Annotated in this window: 13 protein-coding genes and 1 pseudogene; 8 read left to right on the forward strand and 6 right to left on the reverse strand. The window is 71.0% G+C overall.

Annotated features, from left to right (window positions below; translation table 11 throughout):
• Positions 1-67: 67 nt before the first annotated feature.
• The gene (locus JOF41_RS07695) at positions 68-1,075 is read right to left on the reverse strand and encodes a LacI family DNA-binding transcriptional regulator (RefSeq protein WP_209617359.1); all 1,008 of its coding nucleotides are present in this window, start codon (positions 1,073-1,075) and stop codon (positions 68-70) included.
• Positions 1,076-1,505: 430 nt separating this feature from the next.
• On the opposite strand from JOF41_RS07695, the gene JOF41_RS07700 reads away from it, so the two are divergent.
• Complete coding sequence (locus tag JOF41_RS07700; RefSeq protein WP_189226578.1) at positions 1,506-2,453, forward strand: pectate lyase family protein; 948 nt, start codon at positions 1,506-1,508, stop codon at positions 2,451-2,453.
• Positions 2,454-2,629: 176 nt separating this feature from the next.
• Positions 2,630-3,884: pseudogene (gene thrS / locus JOF41_RS07705) on the forward strand (threonine--tRNA ligase).
• A gap of 53 nt (positions 3,885-3,937) precedes the next feature.
• Here the strand turns inward: thrS and JOF41_RS07710 are convergent.
• The 5 genes from JOF41_RS07710 to JOF41_RS07730 all read right to left on the reverse strand — a co-directional run bounded on the left by JOF41_RS07710 (position 3,938) and on the right by JOF41_RS07730 (position 12,689).
• Entirely contained in the window at positions 3,938-7,906 is a 3,969-nt protein-coding gene (locus tag JOF41_RS07710) for a discoidin domain-containing protein (RefSeq protein WP_209617361.1), read from the reverse strand.
• A 270-nt stretch (positions 7,907-8,176) separates the two neighbouring features.
• Positions 8,177-9,142: a galactofuranose ABC transporter, permease protein YjfF gene (yjfF, locus tag JOF41_RS07715; protein ID WP_189226580.1), complete on the reverse strand. Its 966-nt coding sequence runs from the start codon at positions 9,140-9,142 to the stop codon at positions 8,177-8,179.
• Positions 9,139-10,113: an ABC transporter permease gene (locus tag JOF41_RS07720; protein ID WP_209617365.1), complete on the reverse strand. Its 975-nt coding sequence runs from the start codon at positions 10,111-10,113 to the stop codon at positions 9,139-9,141. The genes yjfF and JOF41_RS07720 overlap by 4 nt, the downstream gene beginning before the upstream one ends.
• Positions 10,110-11,636: a sugar ABC transporter ATP-binding protein gene (locus JOF41_RS07725; RefSeq protein WP_189226582.1), complete on the reverse strand. Its 1,527-nt coding sequence runs from the start codon at positions 11,634-11,636 to the stop codon at positions 10,110-10,112. The genes JOF41_RS07720 and JOF41_RS07725 overlap by 4 nt, the downstream gene beginning before the upstream one ends.
• Positions 11,637-11,720: 84 nt before the next feature.
• Positions 11,721-12,689 (reverse strand): ABC transporter substrate-binding protein, encoded by a 969-nt coding sequence (locus tag JOF41_RS07730; protein WP_189226583.1) that lies wholly within the window; start codon positions 12,687-12,689, stop codon positions 11,721-11,723.
• A 251-nt stretch (positions 12,690-12,940) separates the two neighbouring features.
• Here JOF41_RS07730 and JOF41_RS07735 point away from each other — a divergent pair, with 251 nt between their 5' ends.
• The 6 genes from JOF41_RS07735 (at position 12,941) to chvE (ending at position 21,167) form a co-directional block, all read left to right on the forward strand.
• Positions 12,941-14,887: an immunoglobulin-like domain-containing protein gene (locus tag JOF41_RS07735; RefSeq protein WP_244989534.1), complete on the forward strand. Its 1,947-nt coding sequence runs from the start codon at positions 12,941-12,943 to the stop codon at positions 14,885-14,887.
• A gap of 180 nt (positions 14,888-15,067) precedes the next feature.
• Positions 15,068-16,090, forward strand: coding sequence for a LacI family DNA-binding transcriptional regulator (locus JOF41_RS07740; RefSeq protein ID WP_209617367.1), 1,023 nt, complete (start codon positions 15,068-15,070; stop codon positions 16,088-16,090).
• 77 nt (positions 16,091-16,167) lie between these two features.
• Positions 16,168-17,832, forward strand: a complete 1,665-nt coding sequence (gene araB / locus JOF41_RS07745; protein WP_189226585.1) for a ribulokinase — start codon at positions 16,168-16,170, stop codon at positions 17,830-17,832.
• Positions 17,832-18,485: an L-ribulose-5-phosphate 4-epimerase gene (locus JOF41_RS07750; RefSeq protein WP_189226586.1), complete on the forward strand. Its 654-nt coding sequence runs from the start codon at positions 17,832-17,834 to the stop codon at positions 18,483-18,485. The genes araB and JOF41_RS07750 overlap by 1 nt, the downstream gene beginning before the upstream one ends.
• 20 nt (positions 18,486-18,505) lie before the next feature.
• Positions 18,506-20,014 carry an L-arabinose isomerase gene (gene araA / locus JOF41_RS07755; protein WP_189226587.1) on the forward strand — a complete coding sequence of 503 codons (1,509 nt, stop codon included), beginning with the start codon at positions 18,506-18,508 and terminating at the stop codon, positions 20,012-20,014.
• 43 nt (positions 20,015-20,057) lie between these two features.
• Complete coding sequence (gene chvE / locus JOF41_RS07760) at positions 20,058-21,167, forward strand: multiple monosaccharide ABC transporter substrate-binding protein (protein ID WP_189226588.1); 1,110 nt, start codon at positions 20,058-20,060, stop codon at positions 21,165-21,167.

A 21,167-nucleotide genomic window follows, 5' to 3' on the forward strand; every position in this document is an offset into this window, starting at 1 on the left:
CGGCAAGTACTACCCGTGGCCCGTCCCAGGGCGCACGACCACTACCCGCGTCCACATCGGGTAGTAGTTACCGGCCCTTCGGGGTGGGTCGGGTAGTACTTGCCGGTGGTGGGGGTGGGGCGGTGGTGCCGCGGTCGGTCAGGCGCGGGGGCAGCAGGGTCAGCGACCGCAGCGGTTCGCCGCGTTCCAGTTGCCGCACCAGCAGCTCCACCGCCCGCCGCCCCAGCTCGTCGGCGGGCACGCGCACCGACGTGACCGGGGGACCTACCCCGTCGGGCCGGATCGCCACCACCGACACGTCGCGCGGCACCCGCTTTCCCAGCGCCGCCAAGCCGTCCAGCACCGCCGCCAGCGCCGTTTCGTTGTGCACCACCAGCCCGGTGACCGCGGGCCCCAGCGCGGCGAGCGCGGCGCGCACGTCGGGCCCGGTGGCCAGCGTCGTCACCGACACCCCGCGCCGCATCGCCGCCGCGCTGACCCCGGCCACCGTGCGGTGCGCGAAAGCGGTTTCCCGCCGGTACACCGCCTCGGGCGAGCCGAGCAGGGCGACGTGCCGGTGCCCCAGGTCGGCCAGGTGGTCCAGGCACCGCGAGCCCGCCGCGGTGAAGTCCAGGTCCACGCAGGTCAACCCGGACGGGTCGGCCGGGAATCCGATGAGGACCGACGGACGCCGCAGCTCGCGCAGCGCGGTGACGCGCTCGTCGCGCATCCCCACGTCCATCACCACGACTCCGTCGGCCCGGTGCTGCTCCACCGCGGCGCGCAGGCCCCGAGCGCCGCGGTCCTCGGTCACCAGCAGCACGTCCAGCCCGTGCTCCCTGGCGGCGGCGGCGATCGAGCCCACGAACCGCATCACCACCCGCAACTCCACGCCCGCCCGCAGCGGCAGGGCCAGCGCCAGCACGCCGCTGCGCTGACTCCTGGTGGACGCGACGGCGCAGTACCCCAGCGCCCGCACGCTCGCCTCCACCCGCGCCCGCGTACCCGCGGAGATGGACCGCTTGCCGGACAAGGCGTACGACACCGTGCTGGGCGCCACGCCCGCGTGCGCGGCGACCTCGGCGATCGTGACCACGCGCCCTCCTGGTACCTCACTGTACGGAGTGCCTCGATCGCCGCAGGTTACGTCGAGTCACCGCCACAGCGGAAGCCCCCGCTGCCGCCGCCGTGGGATGGCCGCCCGCCTGAACGGTTCAGCCGCGCGCCGCGTCTGGTCGAATTCGACTCGAATTCGACGAAAGAGTTTCGAAAAAGGTCGAACGCAGGTCGAAACTGGTCGCGCTGTTGACGCGCGGAGGATGTCCTGGCAATACTTCGTTCGCACTTGTGCAAAAGGTTCACAAATATGAACGCCCGGCTCGGCAGGTGCTTCGACATGCGCTTATAGGGGTATGTCGGCTCCTTTCGCACTTGTTCGGTCCGGGCGACCGCCGATCCCGGAACGCCGCCACGATGAACCGCCGCCGGTCCATTGTCACTACGTTGTTCCCGGGAGGAACCCACCCATGTCCCTCACCTCAACCCGCGTGCACCGGCGCACCGGGCTCGTCGCCGCCCTGGTGCTGGCGGGCACCTCCGCCATCGCGCCCCCGGCGACCGCGGCGTCGTTCGCCCTCGAAGGCTGGGCGACGCAGGGCGGCGGCACGACCGGCGGCGGCAGCGCCGCGCCCGTCACGGTCAGCACCGCGTCCGCGTTCACCTCGGCGGTGCAGTCGTCGAGCGCGGCCGTGGTGCGCGTCTCGGGCACGATCGCGCTGTCGAGCATGACCAAGGTCGCGTCGAACAAGACGATCATCGGCGACGCCGGTGCCACCATCACCGGCCAGGGCCTGAACATCGCCAACGCCTCGAACGTGATCGTCCGCAACCTCAACTTCCGCGACTGGGGCGACGACGCGATCAACGTCCAGTACTCCACGCGGGTGTGGATCGACCACAACACCTTCTCCAGCGGCAGCGACGGCGCGGTGGACATCAAGCGCGCCTCGGACTACGTGACCGTCTCGTGGAACAAGTTCACCGACCACAACAAGACCATGCTGCTGGGCCACGACGACGACAACGGCTCCGAGGACCGGGGCAAGCTGCGGGTCAGCTACCACCACAACTGGTTCGACGGCACGCGGCAGCGGCACCCCAGGGTGCGCTTCGGCAACCCCGTGCACGTCTACAACAACTACTACGGCGGCGTCACCGATTACGGCGTGGCCTCCACCCTCGAAGCGGGTGTCCTGGTCGAGGGCAATTACTTCGAGAACACCGAAGACCCGTTCCACCGCGGCGAGGGCGACTCGCCCGCCGCGAACCTGGTCGCGCGCAACAACCACTTCGTCAACTCCGGTTCGGGCGACCAGGGCGGCTCGGTGAAGTCGATTCCCTACTCCTACGCGCTGGATCCGGCGAGCTCGGTGAAATCCGTGGTCACCAGCGGCGCGGGCACCGGCAGGATTTAACCGGGTGGTCAGGAGCCGCGGTGTTGCTATCGTGGCGTTCGTGCAGCGCGTTGACCTGACTACGACGCCGGAGACGGTCCCGGCGCGCTGACAGTTGCTGCAGTCGAAGCTCCGGGGCGAGTGCCCCGGAGCTTCTTCACGTGGTCGCTCGTCCCCGCACTCGCGAGGAGACCACCGTGCACGACCATCCAGGGCACGACCATCCAGGGCACGACCACCCCAGGCACGATCACCGCAGGCTCGGCCGCGAGCTGGCCCTGTTCGACACCGACCCGCTCATCGGCGCGGGGCTGCCGTACTGGCTGCCCGACGGCGCGGTGGTGCGGCACGCCCTGGAGGAGTACGTCCGCGACGCCGAACGCCGCGCGGGCTACCGGCACGTGTACTCGCCCGTGCTGGGGAAACGGGAGCTGTACGAGATCTCCGGGCACTGGTCGCACTACCGCGAGGACATGTTCCCGCCCATGGACCTGGGCGGCGAGCAGGTCGTGCTGCGGCCCAGCCTGTGCCCGCACCACGCGCTGGTCTACCGCTCACGCGCCCGCAGCTACCGCGAGCTGCCGCTGCGCCTGGCCGAACTGGGTGGCATGTACCGCTCGGAGCTGTCCGGGGTGCTGGGCGGGTTGACCCGCGTCCGCGCCATCCAGCTCAACGACGCGCACGTCTTCTGCACCACCGACCAGGTCGCGGACGAGGCCCTCGCCGCGCTGGCGATGATCCGGCGGGCGTACGAGGCGATGGGCATCCGGCCCGCCCGCTACCGGCTCTCGCTGCCCGGTCCCGGTGGGAAGTACGTCGCCGCCCCGGAGCTGTGGCGGCGGTCCACCGCCCTGCTCGCCGACGTGCTCGACCGCTCCGGCCTGGAGTACGAGGCGGTGGCGGGGGAGGCGGCCTTCTACGGCCCCAAGATCGACGTGCAGGTGGTCGACGGCGCGGGGCGCGAGACGACCCTGTCCACCGTGCAGGTCGACTTCCACCAGCCCGAGCGGTTCGACCTCGGCTACACCGGGCCGGACGGGGCCCGGCACCGGCCGGTCATGGTGCACCGCAGCGTCATCGGCAGCGTGGAGCGGGCGGTGGCCCAGCTGGTCGAGCAGCACAGCGGGGCGTTCCCCGCTTGGCTGGCACCCGTCCAAGTGGTGGTGCTGCCCGTCTCCGGCGGCGAGCTCGCGCCCGCCACGGCGTTCGCCGAGCGGTGCGCCGCGTTGGGGTTGCGCGTCGAGGTGGTGGAGCGCGGCAGCCTGGGCGCTCGCGTCCGCCAATCCCGGCTGGTGCCCTACCAGGTCGTGATCGGCGGTGAGGAAGCCGCGAACGGCACCGTCGCGCTGCGCCTGCGGGACGGGCGCCGGTTGGCCCCCCCTGCCCGCCGAGGAGGTCGCCGCGCACATGGACGCCCAGGTGGAGGCCCGCGCACCCGTGCTGTGGAGCTGAGCCCGCCTCCCGCCCGCGCTCGTCGAGCGCGGGCGGGAGGCCCTGTGGATGGGTCAGTTGTTGACGACGATGGTGAAGGTGGACGTCGTGTTGCGGATGTCCTGGTGGTTGTCGCTCAACCGCAGCCCGTTGAACGTCACCGAGCCGACCGCCGGTCCCTGCCCCGCCTCGGGCATCTCGTTGGCCCACAGGCCGAACCCGGACTTGGCGTCGAAGGCGTCACCGCTCTTGCGCGCCCCGGAGACGCTGATGTCGGTCAGCACGGTGTCCTGGATGGGGTTCTCCGGTCGTCCCCGGTCGTCGTACTTGGTCTGGAACATGATGCCGCTGTAGGTGGGGTCGATGATGTCGGCGTCGTCGACCCGGATGCCCCGGAACGCCTTGGAGGCGGAGAACATCCAGATGCCGGGGAAGGTCTGCCCGCCCCAGAAGTGCCCGCCCGCGCGGACGACGGTCAGCCCGGTGAACGTCGTCGGGTCCGGCCCGAAGCCGTTCATCGGGTAGCCGAAGTCCAGCGAGCTGATGGTGACCCCGGAGTACACCAGGGTGTCGGCGATGTAGATGTTGCGGAAGGTGTTGAGGTAGCCGCCGTAGACCGCCAGCCCGGCCGCGCGCCAGGTCAGGATCGAGGTCAGGTTCTCGTAGACGTTGTTCTTCTCGTCCGCGCCGCCCGCGTCGATCGCGGAGAACAGCGCGAAGCTGTCGTCACCGGTGGCACGCGCCTCGATGTTGGCAACCCGGTTGTCGGTGCTGCCGTTGGTCATGTTCACGCCGTCGGCGAAGGTGTTGCGGATGCGCGAGTCCCGGATCGTCATGAAGTCCGTGTTCGCGCCCCAGTAGAGGCACACCACGTGCTCGGCCCAGACGTTCTCGATGGTGATGTTGGAGACGTTGGCGAAGTCGAACACCTTGCCGGGGCCGTCGATGCGCGAGGTGTAGTTGCCGAAGTAGGCGAACCCGCTGAAGGTCGAGCCGTTCACCGACGACTCGGCCCGGAAGCCGACATCGGTGTTCTCCTGCGTGCTGGGGGCGAAGAACCTGGTGTACCAGGGGCCCGCGCCCACCACCTTGACCGGCTTGCCGTACACCTGGAACTTCTGCGCGGTCTGGTAGTCGCCGGCGGGCAGGTACACGCCGACCAGCGCGCCGGAGGTGTCCATGCGGACCCGGTCCAGCGCGTTCTGCACGTCCTGGTGGGTGAACCCGGCGGGCACCGCGTAGCGGGTGGGGTCGGGGTTGGCCGCCGGGGCGACCCGCTCGAAGTTGACGAAGTCGATCGCGTAGGTGGTGCTGTTGCCCGCGTCCTTCTGGAGCTTGATCCGGCTGCCCGCCGGGACCGTGCTGTCGAGCATCACGCTCGCCTCGTCGTAGATGTGCCGCGGCCCGCCCGCGCCCGGCGAGTTGCCGGGGCCGCTCTCGTTGCCGTAGAGCCACATGTACTTCGAGGTCAGGTCGATCGCCTTGTGGAAGACGCCGTCCACGTAGAGGTTCAACGTGGCGTTGATGCCGCCGCCGCCCGGCGCGTCCGGGATGGAGAAGCGGGTCACCAGCGTGTTGGTCGGCGCGGTGGTGGTGAACTCGACCGAGGCGCCGGTGGTGTTCAGGGTGACCGCGCGCCGCCCGGACGCCTCACCGGCCAGGTCGCCGACCGTGCGGTTGGGGCCGACGGTGGTCGCGCCGCCGGCGGTGACGCCGTCCTCGGCTTCCACGTGCGTCCACGGCACGTTCGCGCCGCGACCGACGAACAGCGGTTGGTCGGTGGTGTTGTTGGCCCGCTTGGCGGGGATCTCGTTGGCGTCGGCGGCGATGGCGGTGCGGACGGTGTACTTGCCGTTGGTCGCGGGCCACGAGCCGAGGTCGACCGGGGCCGTGGTCGAGCCCGCCGCGATCGCGCCGGTGTGGGTGCCGGTCAGCGTCCGCACGGCAGCGCCCGTGGTGGCGTCGAGGACGGTCAGCGTGATGCCGTGCGCGCCGCCCGCCGAGGCGGTGGTGCCCTGGTTCCTGATCGCCACGCTGAAGGCCGTGCTCTGCCCGTTGGCCGGGTTCTGGGGCGTCCAGCTCACCGGTGCGGCGACCAGGTCCGAGCTGGGCACCGGCGTGACCACCAGCGCGTCGGGGTGCGGCCGGGAGTTGTTGGCCTCGTCCTGCTCGATGACCTTCTTGGTCTCGTCGACCTTGGCGGTGTACTCGTACGAACCCGCGGCGCGCGCGCCGATGTTCGCCGTTACGGTCGCCGAAGCGCCCGCCGCCAGAGCACCGACCGGCGCGGTGCCCACTGAAGTCGTGCCCAGGAAGAAGGTCACGTCGGTCGCGGCCGAAGCGGTGGTGCCCGCGTTGCGCACGGTCGCGGACAGCGTGACCGCGTCGGTCTCCACCGGGCTCGCGGGCGTGAACGCGGTGCCGGTGACCGTCAGGTCGGGATTGGGGGCGGCGACGCCGAAGACCTGGAACTCCGCCACCTGGCCGCCCGGCGCACCGGTGTTGGAGGTGATGCGCAGTTGCACGTCGGCCACCCGCGCGGACACCGGGATGGTGACGCTGTTGCCGTTGGCGGGGCTGAACGAGTAGTCCGCCGCCGCCACGACGCTGGTGAAGCCGGACGCGCTCTGCTCGCGGCCGAGCACCTGGATGTTCTGCGTGCGCGGGCCCCACGCCTGGTCGGGGTTGAGCCGCAGGGTGATCGAGCTGAGGTCGGCGTTCGCGCCCAGCTGCGCGGTCAGCGTGTTCGGGTAGGTCGCGCCCTCCCAGTAGGTGGTGACGTCGTTGTCGTTGGCGTTGGCCGCGACGAAGGTGAAGGCGTGGGACGAGGCCGAGATCGGCTTGCCCAGGGCGAGGTTGGCGCCGGGCTGGCCGGAACCGGGACGGGTCACCGAGTTGCTGTCGGCGGACTGGTTGCCCGCCGCGTCCCTGGCCCGGACGAAGTAGACCACCCGCACGCCGTCGGGCTGGGAATCGGTGTAGGACAGCACGTCGCCCGCCACGCTGGTGCGCAGCGCGCCGTTGGCGTAGATGTCGTAGCCGGTGACGCCGACGTCGTCGGTGGCGGCGGTCCAGGTCAGCCGGACCTGACCCGCCTGCGGCTGGCTGTAGGCCAGGTCGCCGGGCGCGGACGGCGCTCGGGTGTCACCGCCGGTGGGGCCGTGCAGCTCGAACTCCGAGATCTGCCCGGCGGGCCACGCGGTGTTGGCGGTGATGCGCAGCCGGACGTACCGCGTCGTGACGGTGGTGAACTGGATCGTCACCGCGTTGTCCGCGCTGGGTTCGAAGGTGTATGCCTTGGTGGGCACCAGGTCGTTGAACGCGGAGCCGTCGGTGCTCCGCTGCACCGACAGGGTCTGGGTGCGCGCGCCCCAGCCGGAGGTCGGCAGCTTCAGCACCAGGCGGTCGAGCTTGACCGCCGAGCCCAGGTCGGCCTGCAACCACTGGGGGAAGGCGTTGTTCGCGCTCTCCCAGTAGCTCGCCTGGTCACCGTCCCCGGCGTTGGCGGCGGAGTAGACGTCGGTGGAGCTGCTGGCGGAGTAGGTCGCGGCCAGCGCGGCGGTCGCGTCGGAGGCACGGCGGACCTCCAGCTCGGAGATCTGCCCGCCCCGGCCGCCGGTGTTGGCGGTGACCTCCGCGCGCACGTAGCGCACCAGGGTGGGGTCGAAGCCCAGTTCCACGGCGTTGCCGGTGGCCGGGTCGAAGGTGTGCTCGGCGGAGGGGACCAGCGTGCTGAAGCCGTGGCCGTCCAGGCTGGCCTGCACGGCGAAGGTCTGGGACCGCTCGGCCCAGCCCTGCGGGGTGGTCAGGCGGACCTGGTCCACCCGCGTCGGGGCGCCGAGGTCGAGCTGCACCCACTGCGGGAAGGACGTGGCCTCCCAGGTGGTGTTCCGGTCGCCGTCGGCGGCCAGTGCGGCGGTTCCGCCGCTGGCGGTGACGGCGGTGCGGGGCTCGGGGGAGGTGGCGGCGTGGGAGGTGGGGGCGGCCAGGGGGAGCAGGGACAGCGCGAACAGGCAGGCGGCTGCGCGTGTCGTCGGTGACATGGCGTCCGGGCCCTTCTCGTCGGGCCGCGGAGGGACCGTCGCCCCTCCGCGCAGGGGCATGAGCGGCTTGCTGCGACCGATGTCGCCTAATTCCAGCTAGTTGTCGATTTTTTGCGTAAGGCGCTCGAAGAGTTGCAGACGGGTGACCGCCGAGTCAACAGGCGGTTCGCGGCAGGCCCATCGCGGCGGGCCACCGCGGGACGGCCGAACGCCCAGGGCCCCCGAGTTCACAACTCGGGGGCCCTGGGCGTTGGACTCGCGGAGGTGGCGTCAGCTCCGCCGCACGATCAGGCGCTGGAGGACGATGAAGGCCAGCAGCAGGACGCCGATGACGATCTTGGTCCACCAGGAGCTGAGCGTGCCCTGGAAGGAGATCAGCGTCTGGATGGTGCCCAGCACCAGCACCCCGGCCACCGAGCCGACGACGAACCCGACCCCGCCGGAGAGCAGGCTCCCGCCGACCACCACGGCGGCGATCGCGTCCAGCTCCATGCCCACCGCGTGCAGCCCGTAGCCGGACAGCATGTAGAGGCTGAACAGCAGCCCGGCCAGCGCCGAGCAGAACCCGCTGATCACGTACACGCCGACCTTGACCCGCCCGGTCCGCAGGCCCATCAGCCGGGCCGAGGACTCGCTGCCGCCCACCGCGTACACGGTGCGGCCGAAGCGGGTCAGGTGCAGCACGTAGGCCGCCACGGCCACCGCGACCAGCGCGATGACCACGGTGTGCGTGATGGTCACCCCGCCGGGCAGCTCCAGGGTGCCGGTGGCCAGCGCCCGGAACGTCGGGTCCTTGATCGACACCGACTCCACGCTGATCACGAAGCACAGCCCGCGGGCCAGGAACATGCCCGCCAGCGTGACGATGAACGGCTGCACCTGGAACCGGTGGATCACCACGCCCATCAGCAGCCCCAGCGCGGAGCCGGTCGCCAGCACGGCGGGCACCACCAGCCAGGCGGGCCACCCGGCGCGCAGCGCCGCCGCCGCGATCATGGTGGACAGCGCCACCACCGACCCGACCGACAGGTCGATCCCGCCGGTGAGGATCACGAACGTCATGCCCACCGCGAGCACGATCAGGAACGCGTTGTCGATGAACAGGTTCGCCACCACCTGCCCGGTGGCGAACCCCTCGTAGCGCAACGACCCCACCCCGAAGGTCGCCACGAACACCACGAACGTCGCGATGACGGGCAGGAACCGGCTGGGGGCGCGAGCGGTCAGCGCGGTCATGGCAGCACCACCTTTCGCCGGGGGGCGAGCGCGCGGGACAGCGCGGGCGCCTGCAGCAGGCACACCGCCAGCACCACGACCGCCTTGAACACCAGGGTCACCTCGGGCGGGACGCCGATCGTGTAGACCGTCGTGGTCAGCGTCTGGATGATCAGCGCGCCCAGCAGCGTGCCGGTCAGCGAGTACCGGCCGCCAGCCAGCGACGTGCCGCCGATGACCACCGCCAGGATGGCGTCCATCTCGATCCACAGCCCGGCGTTGTTGGCGTCCGCCGCGCTGACGTTGGAGCTGATCATCAGTCCCGCCACGCCCGAGCACAGCGCGACGAACACGTACACCGTCCAGATGATCGTCCGCGACCGCACCCCGGCCAGCCTGCTGGCCTCCGGGTTCACGCCGACGGACTCGATGAGCAGGCCCAGCGCGGTCCGCCGGGTCACCAGCGCCACGCCGACCAGCGCGGCCACGCTGATCAGGATCGCGATGGGCAGCACCAGGAAACCCGCGCCGATCTGCCGGTACGCGGGGTTGTCCACGGTGATGATCTGACCTTCGGTGATCAGCATGGCGATACCGCGCCCGGCGGTCATCAGCACCAGTGTCGCGATGATCGGCTGCACGCCGACCACCGAGACCAGGAAGCCGTTCCACAGCCCCATGAGCGCGCACAGCGCCAGCGCGATGGCCATACCGGCGAACGGGTCACCGCCCGCGGCGATGTGGGTGCAGGTCACCGCGCCCGCGATGGCGGCCACCGCGCCCACCGACAGGTCGATGCCGCGGGTGGCGATGACCAGCGTCATGCCCAGCGCGATCAGCAGCGTCGGCGCGCCGTTGCGCAGGATGTCGACCAGGCTGCCGAACAGGTGCCCGTCCTGCATCCGCAGCGACAGGAACGACGGCGTCACGAACACGTTGACCAGCAGCAGCGCCACCAGCGCCAGCACCGGCCACAGCAGCCGCCTGCTCACGAGGCCACCTTCTCCGGCTCGGCCCCCGGCGTCGCGGCGATCAGCTCCACCACGTCGTCCACGCCCAGGTCCACCCCCGACAGCTCGGCGACCACCCGCCGGTCCCTGAGCACGACCACCCGGTCGGACACCCGCACGACCTCCTCCAACTCCGCGGAGATGAACAGCACCGCCATGCCGTCGGCGGCCAGTTCCGCCACCAGCTTCTGGATCTGCGCCTTGGCGCCCACGTCGATGCCGCGGGTCGGCTCGTCCAGCACGAGCAGCCGCGGCCGGGTCACCAGCCACCGCGCCAGCAGCAGCTTCTGCTGGTTGCCGCCGGACAGGTTGCCCGCCAGCGCGTCCGGGTCGGCGGGGCGGATGTCGAGCATCTTCAGGTACTTGGCCACCAGCTCGTCGGCCTGCTTGCGGGGCACGGGACGGGCCCAGCCGCGCGCCGCCTGCATGGCCAGGATCAGGTTGTCGCGCACGCTCAGGTCCGCCACCAGGCCCTCGCCCTTGCGGTCCTCGGAGCTGAACGCGATGCCCGCTTCGATCGCCGCGCGGGGACCGCGCAGCTTCAGCGGCTCGCCGTCGACCAGCACCCGCCCGGTGTCGGCCTTGTCCGCGCCGTAGAGCAGCCGCGCCAGCTCGGTGCGGCCCGAACCCAGCAGCCCGGCCAGCCCGACCACCTCGCCGCGGCGGATGGTCAGGTCGAACGGCGCGATCGCGCCCTTGCGCCCCAGCTGCTCGGCCACCAGCAGCGGCTCGCCCGCCCGCCCCTTGTCCGGGCGGTGCTCCAGCTCGTCGAGCACGCCCAGCTCGCGGCCCAGCATCGCCTGCACCAGCTCCAGCCTGCCCAGCTCGGCGGTGGTCCACTCGCCGACCACGCGGCCGTTGCGCAGCACGGTCATCCGGTCGGCGATCTCGTAGACCTGGTCGAGGAAGTGCGAGACGAACAGCACCGCCACGCCCTCGTCGCGCAGCACCCGCACGATCCGGAACAGCTCGGCCACCTCGTCGGCGTCCAGGCTGGAGGTCGGCTCGTCGAGCACCAGCACGCGCGCGTCGATGGCCACCGCGCGGGCGATGGCGACCAGCTGCCGGATGGCGATGGGGTGGCTGGCCAGCGTGGAGCGGGGGTCGACGCGCAACCCGATGCGCGCCAGCAGCTCGGCGGCCCGCGCGCGCATGGCGCGCCCGTTGATGGCGCCGAAGCGGCGGGGTTCCCGGCCCAGCAGGATGTTCTCCGCCACGGTGAGGTTCGCGCACAGCGCGACCTCCTGGTACACGGTGCTGATCCCGGCGTCCTGCGCCTGCGCGGGACCCGCGAAGGCGACCCGCTCGCCGCCGAGCAGCACCTCGCCCGCGACCGGCCGGTGCACGCCGGTCAGCGCCTTGATCAGGGTGGACTTGCCCGCGCCGTTCTCGCCCATCAGGGCGTGGACCTCGCCGGGGAACAGCCGGAAGTCCACCTCCTGCAGCGCTTTGACGCCGGGGAACTCGACGGATATCCCGCGGATGTCGACGACCGGTTCGGTCATGGTCCTGCCTTCGTGCTCGAGGTGCGGGCGCGGCCCCGCCACCACACCCGGAGGGTGGCGGGGCCGCACCCGCGCGGGCCGGGGTCAGTACTTGCGCTCCGGCAGCGCCGCCTTGGCCTGCTCGCTGGTGAAGGTGGTCTCCTCGGTCACCACGCGGGGCGGCACCTCCTCGCCCGCCACGATCTTCTTGGCCAGGTCCATCAGCTGCCCGCCCAGCAGCGGGTTGCACTCGACGATGAAGTTGATCTCGCCGTTGGCCAGCGCCTGCATCCCGTCCTTGACCGCGTCGACGGTGATGATCCGGATGTCCTGGCCGGGCACCTTGCCCGCGGCCTTGATCGCCTCGATCGCGCCCAGCCCCATGTCGTCGTTGTGGGCGTAGACCACGTCGATGTCGGGGGTGGACTTGAGGAACGCCTCCATGACCTGCTTGCCGCCGGAGCGGGTGAAATCGCCGGTCTGGGTGGCCACGATCTTGATGTCGGGCCGCGCCGCGATCTTCTCCTCGAAGCCCTTCTTGCGGTCGATGGCGGGTGCGGCGCCGGTGGTGCCCTGCAGCTCGACGACGTTGGTCTCGCCCTGGGTGTTGGCCACCAGCCAGTCACCGGCCTTGCGGCCCTCCTCGACGAAGTCCGAGCCGAGGAAGGTCTTGTACAGCGAGGTGTCGTCGGAGTCGATCGAGCGGTCGGTGAGGATCACCGGGATGTTGGCCCGCTTGGCCTCCAGCAGCACGGTGTCCCAGCCCGTCTCCACCACCGGGCTGAAGGCGATCACGTCCACCTTCTGCTGGATGTAGGAGCGGATCGCCTTGATCTGGTTCTCCTGCTTCTGCTGCGCGTCGGAGAACTTGAGGTCGATCCCGGCCGCCGCGGCGGCCTCCTGGATCGACTTGGTGTTCGCGGTGCGCCACCCGCTCTCGGCGCCCACCTGGGCGAATCCCATCGTGATCTTGCCGTCGTCGGCGGACCCGCCGGACTGCCCGCCGGACGAGCCGCACGCCGTCAGCGTGCCCAGCAGAACCGCGCAGGCGGCGGTCGCGATCTTCTTCAGCACTTGCTTCCTCCGTGTGAACCCGAGACGCTCGCGGACGGGCGTACCGCGTGACCGTGGTCACCTGGGGCACAAGAGTGAACGCTCACAATGCACTCGTCAACCCCCCGGAAACACGGATGTTGCGCTCTTGACACGCTGTTCGGAGGCGACTTATGTTAGCGCTCACTTTTGTGATCCAGTGCACGGCACGCCCCCGGACGCCCTGTTCCCACGCGCGGCCCGCGCCGCGCGCAGACGAGAGAACGACGGTCATGGCCTGCGCACGCCCCCGTCCCCGTCCACTGTCCGCGGCACTCGCGCTGGCGCTCGCCGCGGCCGCACTGACCACCCCGACCGCGTCGGCCGACGACGCGCTGGTGGTCCACTACCCGCTCAACGAGACCACCGGCACCGCGGTGACGGACGCCTCCGGCTCCGGCCGCACCGCGACCCTCGTCGGCGACGCCGCGCCCTCGGGCGCGCAGGGCCTGCGGCTGGGCGGTGCGGGCGGGCACGTCAAGCTGCCCGACCACCTCCTGCGCGGGCTGACCGAGGTCAGCGTCTCGGTGCGGGTCCGCATCGCGCCCGACCAGCCCACCCCGTACTTCATCTGGGGCCTGGGCAACTCCTCGGGCAGCGCGGGCAACGGCTACCTGTTCACCACCGGCGACGGCTACCGCACCTCCATCGCCACCGGCGACTGGTCCACCGAGCAGACCACCTCCGCGGGCCGCGACCTGGCGCGCGGCGTGTGGAAGACGCTTACCTACACGTTGGGCGGGCGGACCGCCGTGCTGTACGAGGACGGCGTCGAGGTCGCCCGGCGCACCGGGGTCACCACCACCCCGGCCGACATCGGCGGCGGCAGCACCACCGCCAACTACCTGGGCCGCTCGCTCTACAGCGGGGACCGGTACCTCAAGGGCGACCTGCGCGACTTCAGGCTCTACAGCAGGGTGCTCAGCGCGTCCGAGGTGCGCGAGCTGGGGGTGGTCCCCGACGCCGAGCGCGCCCGCCGCGACGCCGACGCGCTGGTGGTCTGGGACGCCGACGACATCAGGGGCAACATCACGCTGCCCGCCGCCGGCCCGCACGGCACCCAGGTCACGTGGCGGTCGAACAAGCCCTCGGTGATCACCCCGACCGGCGAGGTCCGGCGGCCCGCGCACGGCACGAACCCCGAGCGCGTCAAGCTGACCGCGACCGTCCGATCAGGACAGCAGCAGCGCGTCCGGCACTTCGAGACCACGGTTCGCCCGCTGCCGCGGCGACAGGACTACCAGGGCTACCTGTTCGGCTACTTCACCGGCGAGGGCACCGCGACCGGCGAGCAGGTCCACTTCGCCGCCAGCCGGGGCGACAACGCGCTGAAGTGGGACGAACTCAACCGCGGTGCCCCGGTGCTGACCTCGTCGCTGGGCGACAAGGGCGTGCGCGACCCGTTCGTCATCCGCTCGCCCGAGGGCGACAAGTTCTACCTCATCGCCACCGACCTGAGGATGTACGGCAACGGCAACTGGGACCTGGTGCAGCGCAAGGGGAGCAAGCACATCGAGGTCTGGGAGTCCACGGATCTGGTGAACTGGTCGCAGCAGCGGCACGTGCGCGTCTCGCCCGACACGGCGGGCAACACCTGGGCGCCCGAGGCGTACTACGACGAGTCGATCGGCGCGTACGTGGTGTTCTGGGCCTCCAAGATCTACGCCGAGAACGATCCCGAGCACACCGGCAACACCTACAACAAGATGCTCTACGCGACCACGCGCGACTTCCGCACCTTCAGCGAGCCGCGCGTGTGGGTGGACCCCGGTCACTCGGTCATCGACTCGACCGTGATCGAGCACGACGGCGTGTACTACCGCTACACCAAGGACGAGCGCAGCAACACCTCCACCGCGCCGTGCGGCAAGTTCATCCTGGCCGAGAAGTCCGCGCAGCTGCGCGACACCAGCTACGACTTCGTGGCCGACTGCGTCGGCAAGGGCGCGATCCGCCAGGGCGAGGGGCCCACGGTGTTCAAGTCCAACACCGGGCAGAAGTGGTACCTGTTCATCGACGAGTTCGGCGGACGCGGCTACGTGCCGTTCGAGACCACCGACCTGGCCTCCGGCCGGTGGACCCCCTCGACCGACTACCAGCTGCCCAGCCGCCCCCGGCACGGCACCGTCCTGCCGGTGACCGCGGCCGAGCTCGACCGGCTGCGCGGGGCCTTCCCCTGAGCCCACCGCCTGGAGGCCGGTTTGAGTCGCGTTCCCGCGGCGCGCCGACCCGCCGGAGCGGGCGTCCGAATGGGACGGCGCCGGGTGGGACAATGGTCATCGGACGGTCACCTCGGGCGGAGGTGCCTGTGTTATCGCTAACATCGGTACCGCACGACCGGAGTCGAAGGTGGGCAGGCAGTGGAGAACAGGACCTCGCGCGATCCCGCGATGACGGATGTGGCCCGGCTCGCCGGCGTGTCCCACCAGACGGTGTCCCGCGTGCTCAACGGTCACCCGAACGTGCGGGAGCAGACCCGGTTGCGGGTCCGCGCGGCCATCGCGGAGCTGGGCTACCGGCCCAACCGGGCCGCCCGCGCGCTGGTGACCGGGCGCTCGCAGCTGATCGGCGTGGTGGCGCAGAACTCCACGCTGTACGGGCCCGCGTGGCTGCTGGCCGCGGTCGAGCAGGCCGCGGCCGAGGCCGGGTTCGCGGTCAGCGTCGGGCTGGTCAAGGCGCTGGACCGGGCGTCCATGGCGGACGCCGTGGAGCGGCACCGCGACCAGCGGGTGGCGGGCATCGTGGCCATAGCGCCCACCGCCTCGGCCAACGAGGCGCTGGCCGAGGTGTCCGCGGGCGTGCCGCTGGTGACCATCGACGGCGACCCGGCGCGGCCGACCCCGCTGGTCACGGTCGACCAGGAGGCGGGCGCGCACAGCGCCACCCGGCACCTGCTGGAGGCCGGGCACAGCACGGTGTGGCACGTGTCCGGCCCGCCGGACTGGTTCGACAGCGCGGGCCGGGTGCGCGGCTGGCGGCGGGCGCTGGAGGAGGCGGGCGCGGAGGTCCCGCCGGTGGTCTCGGCGGACTGGAGCGCCGCGTCGGGCTACCGCGCCGGGCAGATGCTGGCCAGGATGCCCGAGGTCACCGCGGTCTTCGCGGCCAACGACCACCTCGCGCTTGGCATCCTGCGGGCGATGAGCGAGCGCGGCAGGCGGGTGCCGCAGGACGTGAGCGTGGTCGGGTTCGACGACGTGCCCGAGGCCGCGTTCTTCATCCCGCCGCTGACCACCGTGCGACCGGACTTCGACGCGGTGGCGCGGGAGACGCTGGGGCTCTTGTTGGCTCAGGTCAGCGATGGTGAGGTGGGGGTGGCGCACCGCACCGTCGCGCCGACCCTGGTGCCGCGCGCGAGCGTCGCGCCGCCGCCCGATTCCCTGTGAGCACGTTCACCTAGTCGTTAACTGCAGGTTGCGACTGGGGCTTGACGACTGGAATGTTAACGATAACACTCCTCGCCATGGCGACAGACCCATTGGTGGTGGGGATCGACTTCGGCACCCTGTCCGGCCGCGCCGTGGTGGTCCGGGTGCGCGACGGCGCGGAGCTGGGCAGCGCGGTGCACGAGTTCGGGCACGGCGTGCTGGACCGGGCGCTGCCCGGCGGCAGGCCGCTGCCGCCGGACTGGGCGCTGCAGGTCCCGCAGGACTACGTGGACGTGTTGCGCAACGCCGTGCCCGAGGCGATCCGGGCGGCGGGCGTGGACCCGGCCGACGTGATCGGCGTCGGCACCGACTTCACCGCCTGCACGATGGTCCCGGTCAAGGCCGACGGCACGCCGCTGTGCGAGCTGCCCGAGTTCGCGGACAACCCGCACGCCTACGTCAAGCTCTGGAAGCACCACGCCGCGCAGGGGCAGGCCGACCGGATCAACCAGTTGGCCGAGCGCCGGGGCGAGAGCTGGCTGCCGCGCTACGGCGGGCTGATCTCCTCGGAGTGGGAGTTCGCCAAGGGCCTGCAGGTGCTGGAGGAGGCCCCCGAGGTCTACGCCGCGATGGACCACTGGGTCGAGGCGGCCGACTGGATCGTCTGGCAGCTCACCGGCACCTACGTGCGCAACGCCTGCACCGCGGGCTACAAGGGCATCCACCAGGACGGGCGCTACCCCTCGCCGGAGTTCCTGGCCGCGCTCAACCCCGACTTCGCCGACTTCGTCGCCGACAAGCTGGAGCACCCGCTGGGGCAGCTCGGCGACCGCGCGGGCGGGCTGAGCGAGCAGGCCGCGGCGTGGACCGGTCTGCCCGCGGGCATCGCCGTGGCGGTCGGCAACGTCGACGCGCACGTCACCGCGCCCGCCGCGCGAGCGGTCGAGCCGGGCCAGATGGTCGCCATCATGGGCACCTCCACCTGCCACGTGATGAACGGCGACGTGCTGCGCGAGGTCCCCGGCATGTGCGGCGTGGTCGAGGGCGGCATCGTGCCCGGCCTGTGGGGCTACGAGGCGGGCCAGAGCGGTGTGGGCGACATCTTCGCGTGGTTCGTCGACCACCAGGTGCCCGCCGAGTACCACGAGCGCGCCCGCGAGCGCGGGATCTCGGTGCACGAGCTGCTCACCGAGCTGGCCGCCGAGCAGGCCATCGGCGAGCACGGGCTGATCGCGCTGGACTGGCACAGCGGCAACCGCTCGGTGCTGGTGGACCACGAGCTCTCCGGCGTGGTGGTCGGTCAGACCCTGGCCACCCGCGCCGAGGACACCTACCGCGCGCTGCTGGAGGCCACCGCCTACGGCACCCGGATGATCATCGACACGTTCACCGACGCGGGCGTGCCGGTCACCGAGCTGGTGATCGCGGGCGGCCTGCTGCGCAACCCGCTGCTGATGCAGATCTACGCCGACGTGACCAACCTGCCGCTGTCGGTCATCGGCTCGCAGCAGGGACCGGCGCTCGGCTCGGCGCTGCACGCCGCGGTCGCCGCGGGCGCCTACGACGACATCCGCCAGGCCGCCGCCGCGATGGGGTCGGTCGAGCGCGGCGTGTACCAGCCGATCCCGGAGAACGTCGAAGCCTACGAACGGCTCTTCACCGAGTACCAGGAACTGCACGACTATTTCGGGCGCGGGACCAACGAGGTCATGCACCGGCTCAAGGCGCTGCGCCGCGAGGCCGTCAGGGGGAAGAACTGATGTCGGCAGTAGCTGACCTGCGGCGCACCGTCGCCGAGCTGCACCGCGAGCTGACCCGCTACGAGCTGGTCATCTGGACCGCGGGCAACGTCTCGGCGCGCGTGCCGGGACAGGACCTGATGGTGATCAAGCCGTCCGGGGTGTCCTACGACGAGCTGACGCCGGAGCGGATGGTGGTCACCGACCTGCACGGCAACCTGGTCGAGGGCGACTACGCGCCCTCCTCCGACACCGCCGCGCACGCCTACGTGTACCGTCACATGCCCGAGGTCGGGGGAGTGGTGCACACGCACTCGCCCTACGCCACGGCGTGGGCGGCGCGCGGCGAGCCGATCCCGTGCGTGCTCACCATGATCGCCGACGAGTTCGGCGGTGAGATCCCGGTGGGGCCGTTCGCGCTCATCGGCGACGACTCGATCGGCCGCGGCATCGTGGAGACCCTGAGCGCCAGCCGCTCCAAGGCGGTGTTGATGCGCAACCACGGGCCGTTCACCGTCGGCAAGGACGCCCGCGCCGCGGTCAAGGCCGCGGTGATGCTGGAGGACGTGGCGCGCACCGTCCACTTCGCACACCAGTTGGGCAAGCCGATCCCGATCGAGCAGCACCACGTCGACAGCCTCTACGAGCGCTACCAGAACGTCTACGGGCAATGAGCCCACGAGGAGGACGCGCCATGCCCTCTGCGGCGAAACCGCAGGTCTGGTTCCTCACCGGGAGCCAGCACCTCTACGGCCCGGAAACCCTGGAGCAGGTGGCGACGCAGTCGCAGCAGATCCAGCGGATGCTCACCGAGTCGGGCCGGATCTCCGCGGAGGTCGTGTGGCAGCCCGTGCTGACCGACTCGGCCGCGATCCGGCAGGTGATGCTGGCGGCCAACAGCGACCCGTCGTGCCTTGGCGTGATCGCCTGGATGCACACGTTCTCGCCCGCCAAGATGTGGATCACCGGCCTGGACGCGCTGCGCAAGCCGCTGCTGCACCTGCACACCCAGCTCAACGAGTCCCTGCCGTGGGCGACCATCGACATGGACTTCATGAACCTCAACCAGGCCGCGCACGGCGACCGCGAGTTCGGGTTCATCCAGACCCGGCTCGGCGTGCCGCGCAAGACCGTCGCGGGCCACGCCAGCGACCCCCGGCTGATCGAGCGGATCGACGCCTGGGTGCGCGCCGCGGCGGGCCACGACCACCTGCGCGGCCTGCGGCTGGCCCGGTTCGGCGACAACATGCGCGACGTCGCGGTGACCGAGGGCGACAAGGTCGAGGCCGAACTGCGGTTCGGCGTCTCGGTCAACACCTACGGCGTCAACGACCTGGTCGCGGTGGTCGACGCGGTGGGCGAGGACGAGATCGACGTGCTGGTGGCCGAGTACGCCGACAGCTACCGGCTGGCGCCCGAGCTGGCCCGCGGCGGCGAGCGGCACGACTCGCTGCGCTACGCCGCGCGCATCGAGGCAGGCCTGCGCCGGTTCCTCGTCGACGGCGGCTTCGGCGCGTTCACCACCAACTTCGAGGACCTGGGCGGGCTGCGGCAGCTGCCCGGCCTGGCGGTGCAGCGGCTGATGGCCGAGGGCTACGGCTTCGGCGGCGAGGGCGACTGGAAGACCTCGGCGCTGCTGGCCGCGGTCAAGGCGATGGGCGCGGGCACCGGCCGGGGCACCTCCTTCATGGAGGACTACACCTACCACTTCGGGCCGGGTGAGCCGAAGATCCTGGGCGCGCACATGCTGGAGGTCTGCCCGAGCATCGCGGCGGACAAGCCCTCGTGCGAGATCCACCCGCTGGGCATCGGCGGCCGGGAGGACCCGGTGCGGCTGGTGTTCGACGCCGAACCCGGCCCGGCTATCGTGGTGGGCCTGGCCGACCTCGGGGAGCGGTTCCGGCTGGTGGCCAACGAGGTCGAGGTGGTCCCGCCGGACGAGCCGCTGCCCGCGCTGCCGGTGGCGCGCGCGGTGTGGAAGCCCGCGCCCTCGCTGCCCACCTCCGCCGAGTCGTGGTTGACAGCGGGCGGTCCGCACCACACCGTGATGACCCACGCGGTCGGCGCGGAGACCCTGCGGGACTTCGCCCAGATGGCCGCGACCGAACTGGTGGTCATCGACCGGGACACCACCACCGAGGGCTTCACCGACCGCCTGCGCTGGAACCAGGCGTACTACCGACTCGCACAGGGCCTGCGCTAGACCTGTGCCGGGGAACACCGCTGCAACACCCGGAGGAGAAACGATGAGGTTTCCAAAGATCGCGGCCGTCGCCGCGCTCGCAGTAGTGATGTCGGCTTGCGGGTCGGCGGAGAAGACGGTCGACCAGAAGCCCCAGGCCGGTGAAGGCGCCACGGTCGGCGTGACCATGCCGACCCGCTCCTCCGAGCGGTGGATCCACGACGGCGACAACATCAAGAAGGCCCTGGAGGCCAAGGGCTACAAGGTCGACCTGCAGTACGCGGAGAACGACATCCCGACGCAGGCCAACCAGCTGGAGAACCAGATCACCAAGGGCGCCAACCTGCTGATCGTGGCCTCGATCGACGGCACCGCGCTGACCAGCCAGCTCCAGCAGGCCGCCGACTCGAAGATCCCGGTCATCTCCTACGACCGGCTCATCCGCAACAGCCCGAACGTGGACTACTACGCCACCTTCGACAACTTCAAGGTCGGCGTGCAGCAGGCCACCTCGCTGCTGACCGGCCTGAAGGTGCTCAACGCCGACGGCACCCCCGGCAGCGCGACCGGCCCGTTCAACATCGAGCTGTTCGCCGGTTCGCCCGACGACAACAACGCCACGTTCTTCTTCAACGGCGCGATGTCGGTGCTGCAGCCGCACATCGACAAGGGCACCCTGGTGGTCAAGAGCGGCCAGACCGACTTCAAGACCGTCGCGATCCTGCGCTGGGACCCGGCGACCGCGCAGCGGCGCATGGAGGACCTGCTGACCTCCACCTACGGCAACGCGAAGGTCGACGGCGTGCTCTCGCCCTACGACGGCCTGTCCATCGGTATCCTCTCCGCGCTCAAGAGCAGCGGCTACGGCACCGGCGGCCAGCCGTACCCGATCGTCACCGGCCAGGACGCCGAGGTCGGCTCGGTGAAGTCGATCATCGCCGGTGAGCAGTACTCCACCATCCACAAGGACACCCGCCAGCTGGCCGACATCACGGTGAAGATGGCCGACGCGGTGCTCAAGGGCGAGAAGCCCGAGGTCAACAACACCACCGACTACGACAACGGCGAGAAGGTCGTGCCCTCGTACCTGCTGGAGCCGGTGATCGTGGACAAGTCCAACTACGAGAAGGTGCTGGTCGAGTCCGGCTACTACACGGCGGACCAGCTGAGGTAG

Origin of the sequence: Saccharothrix coeruleofusca (assembly GCF_017876325.1) — a bacterium.
Classification (GTDB): Bacteria; Actinomycetota; Actinomycetes; order Mycobacteriales; family Pseudonocardiaceae; genus Actinosynnema; species Actinosynnema coeruleofuscum.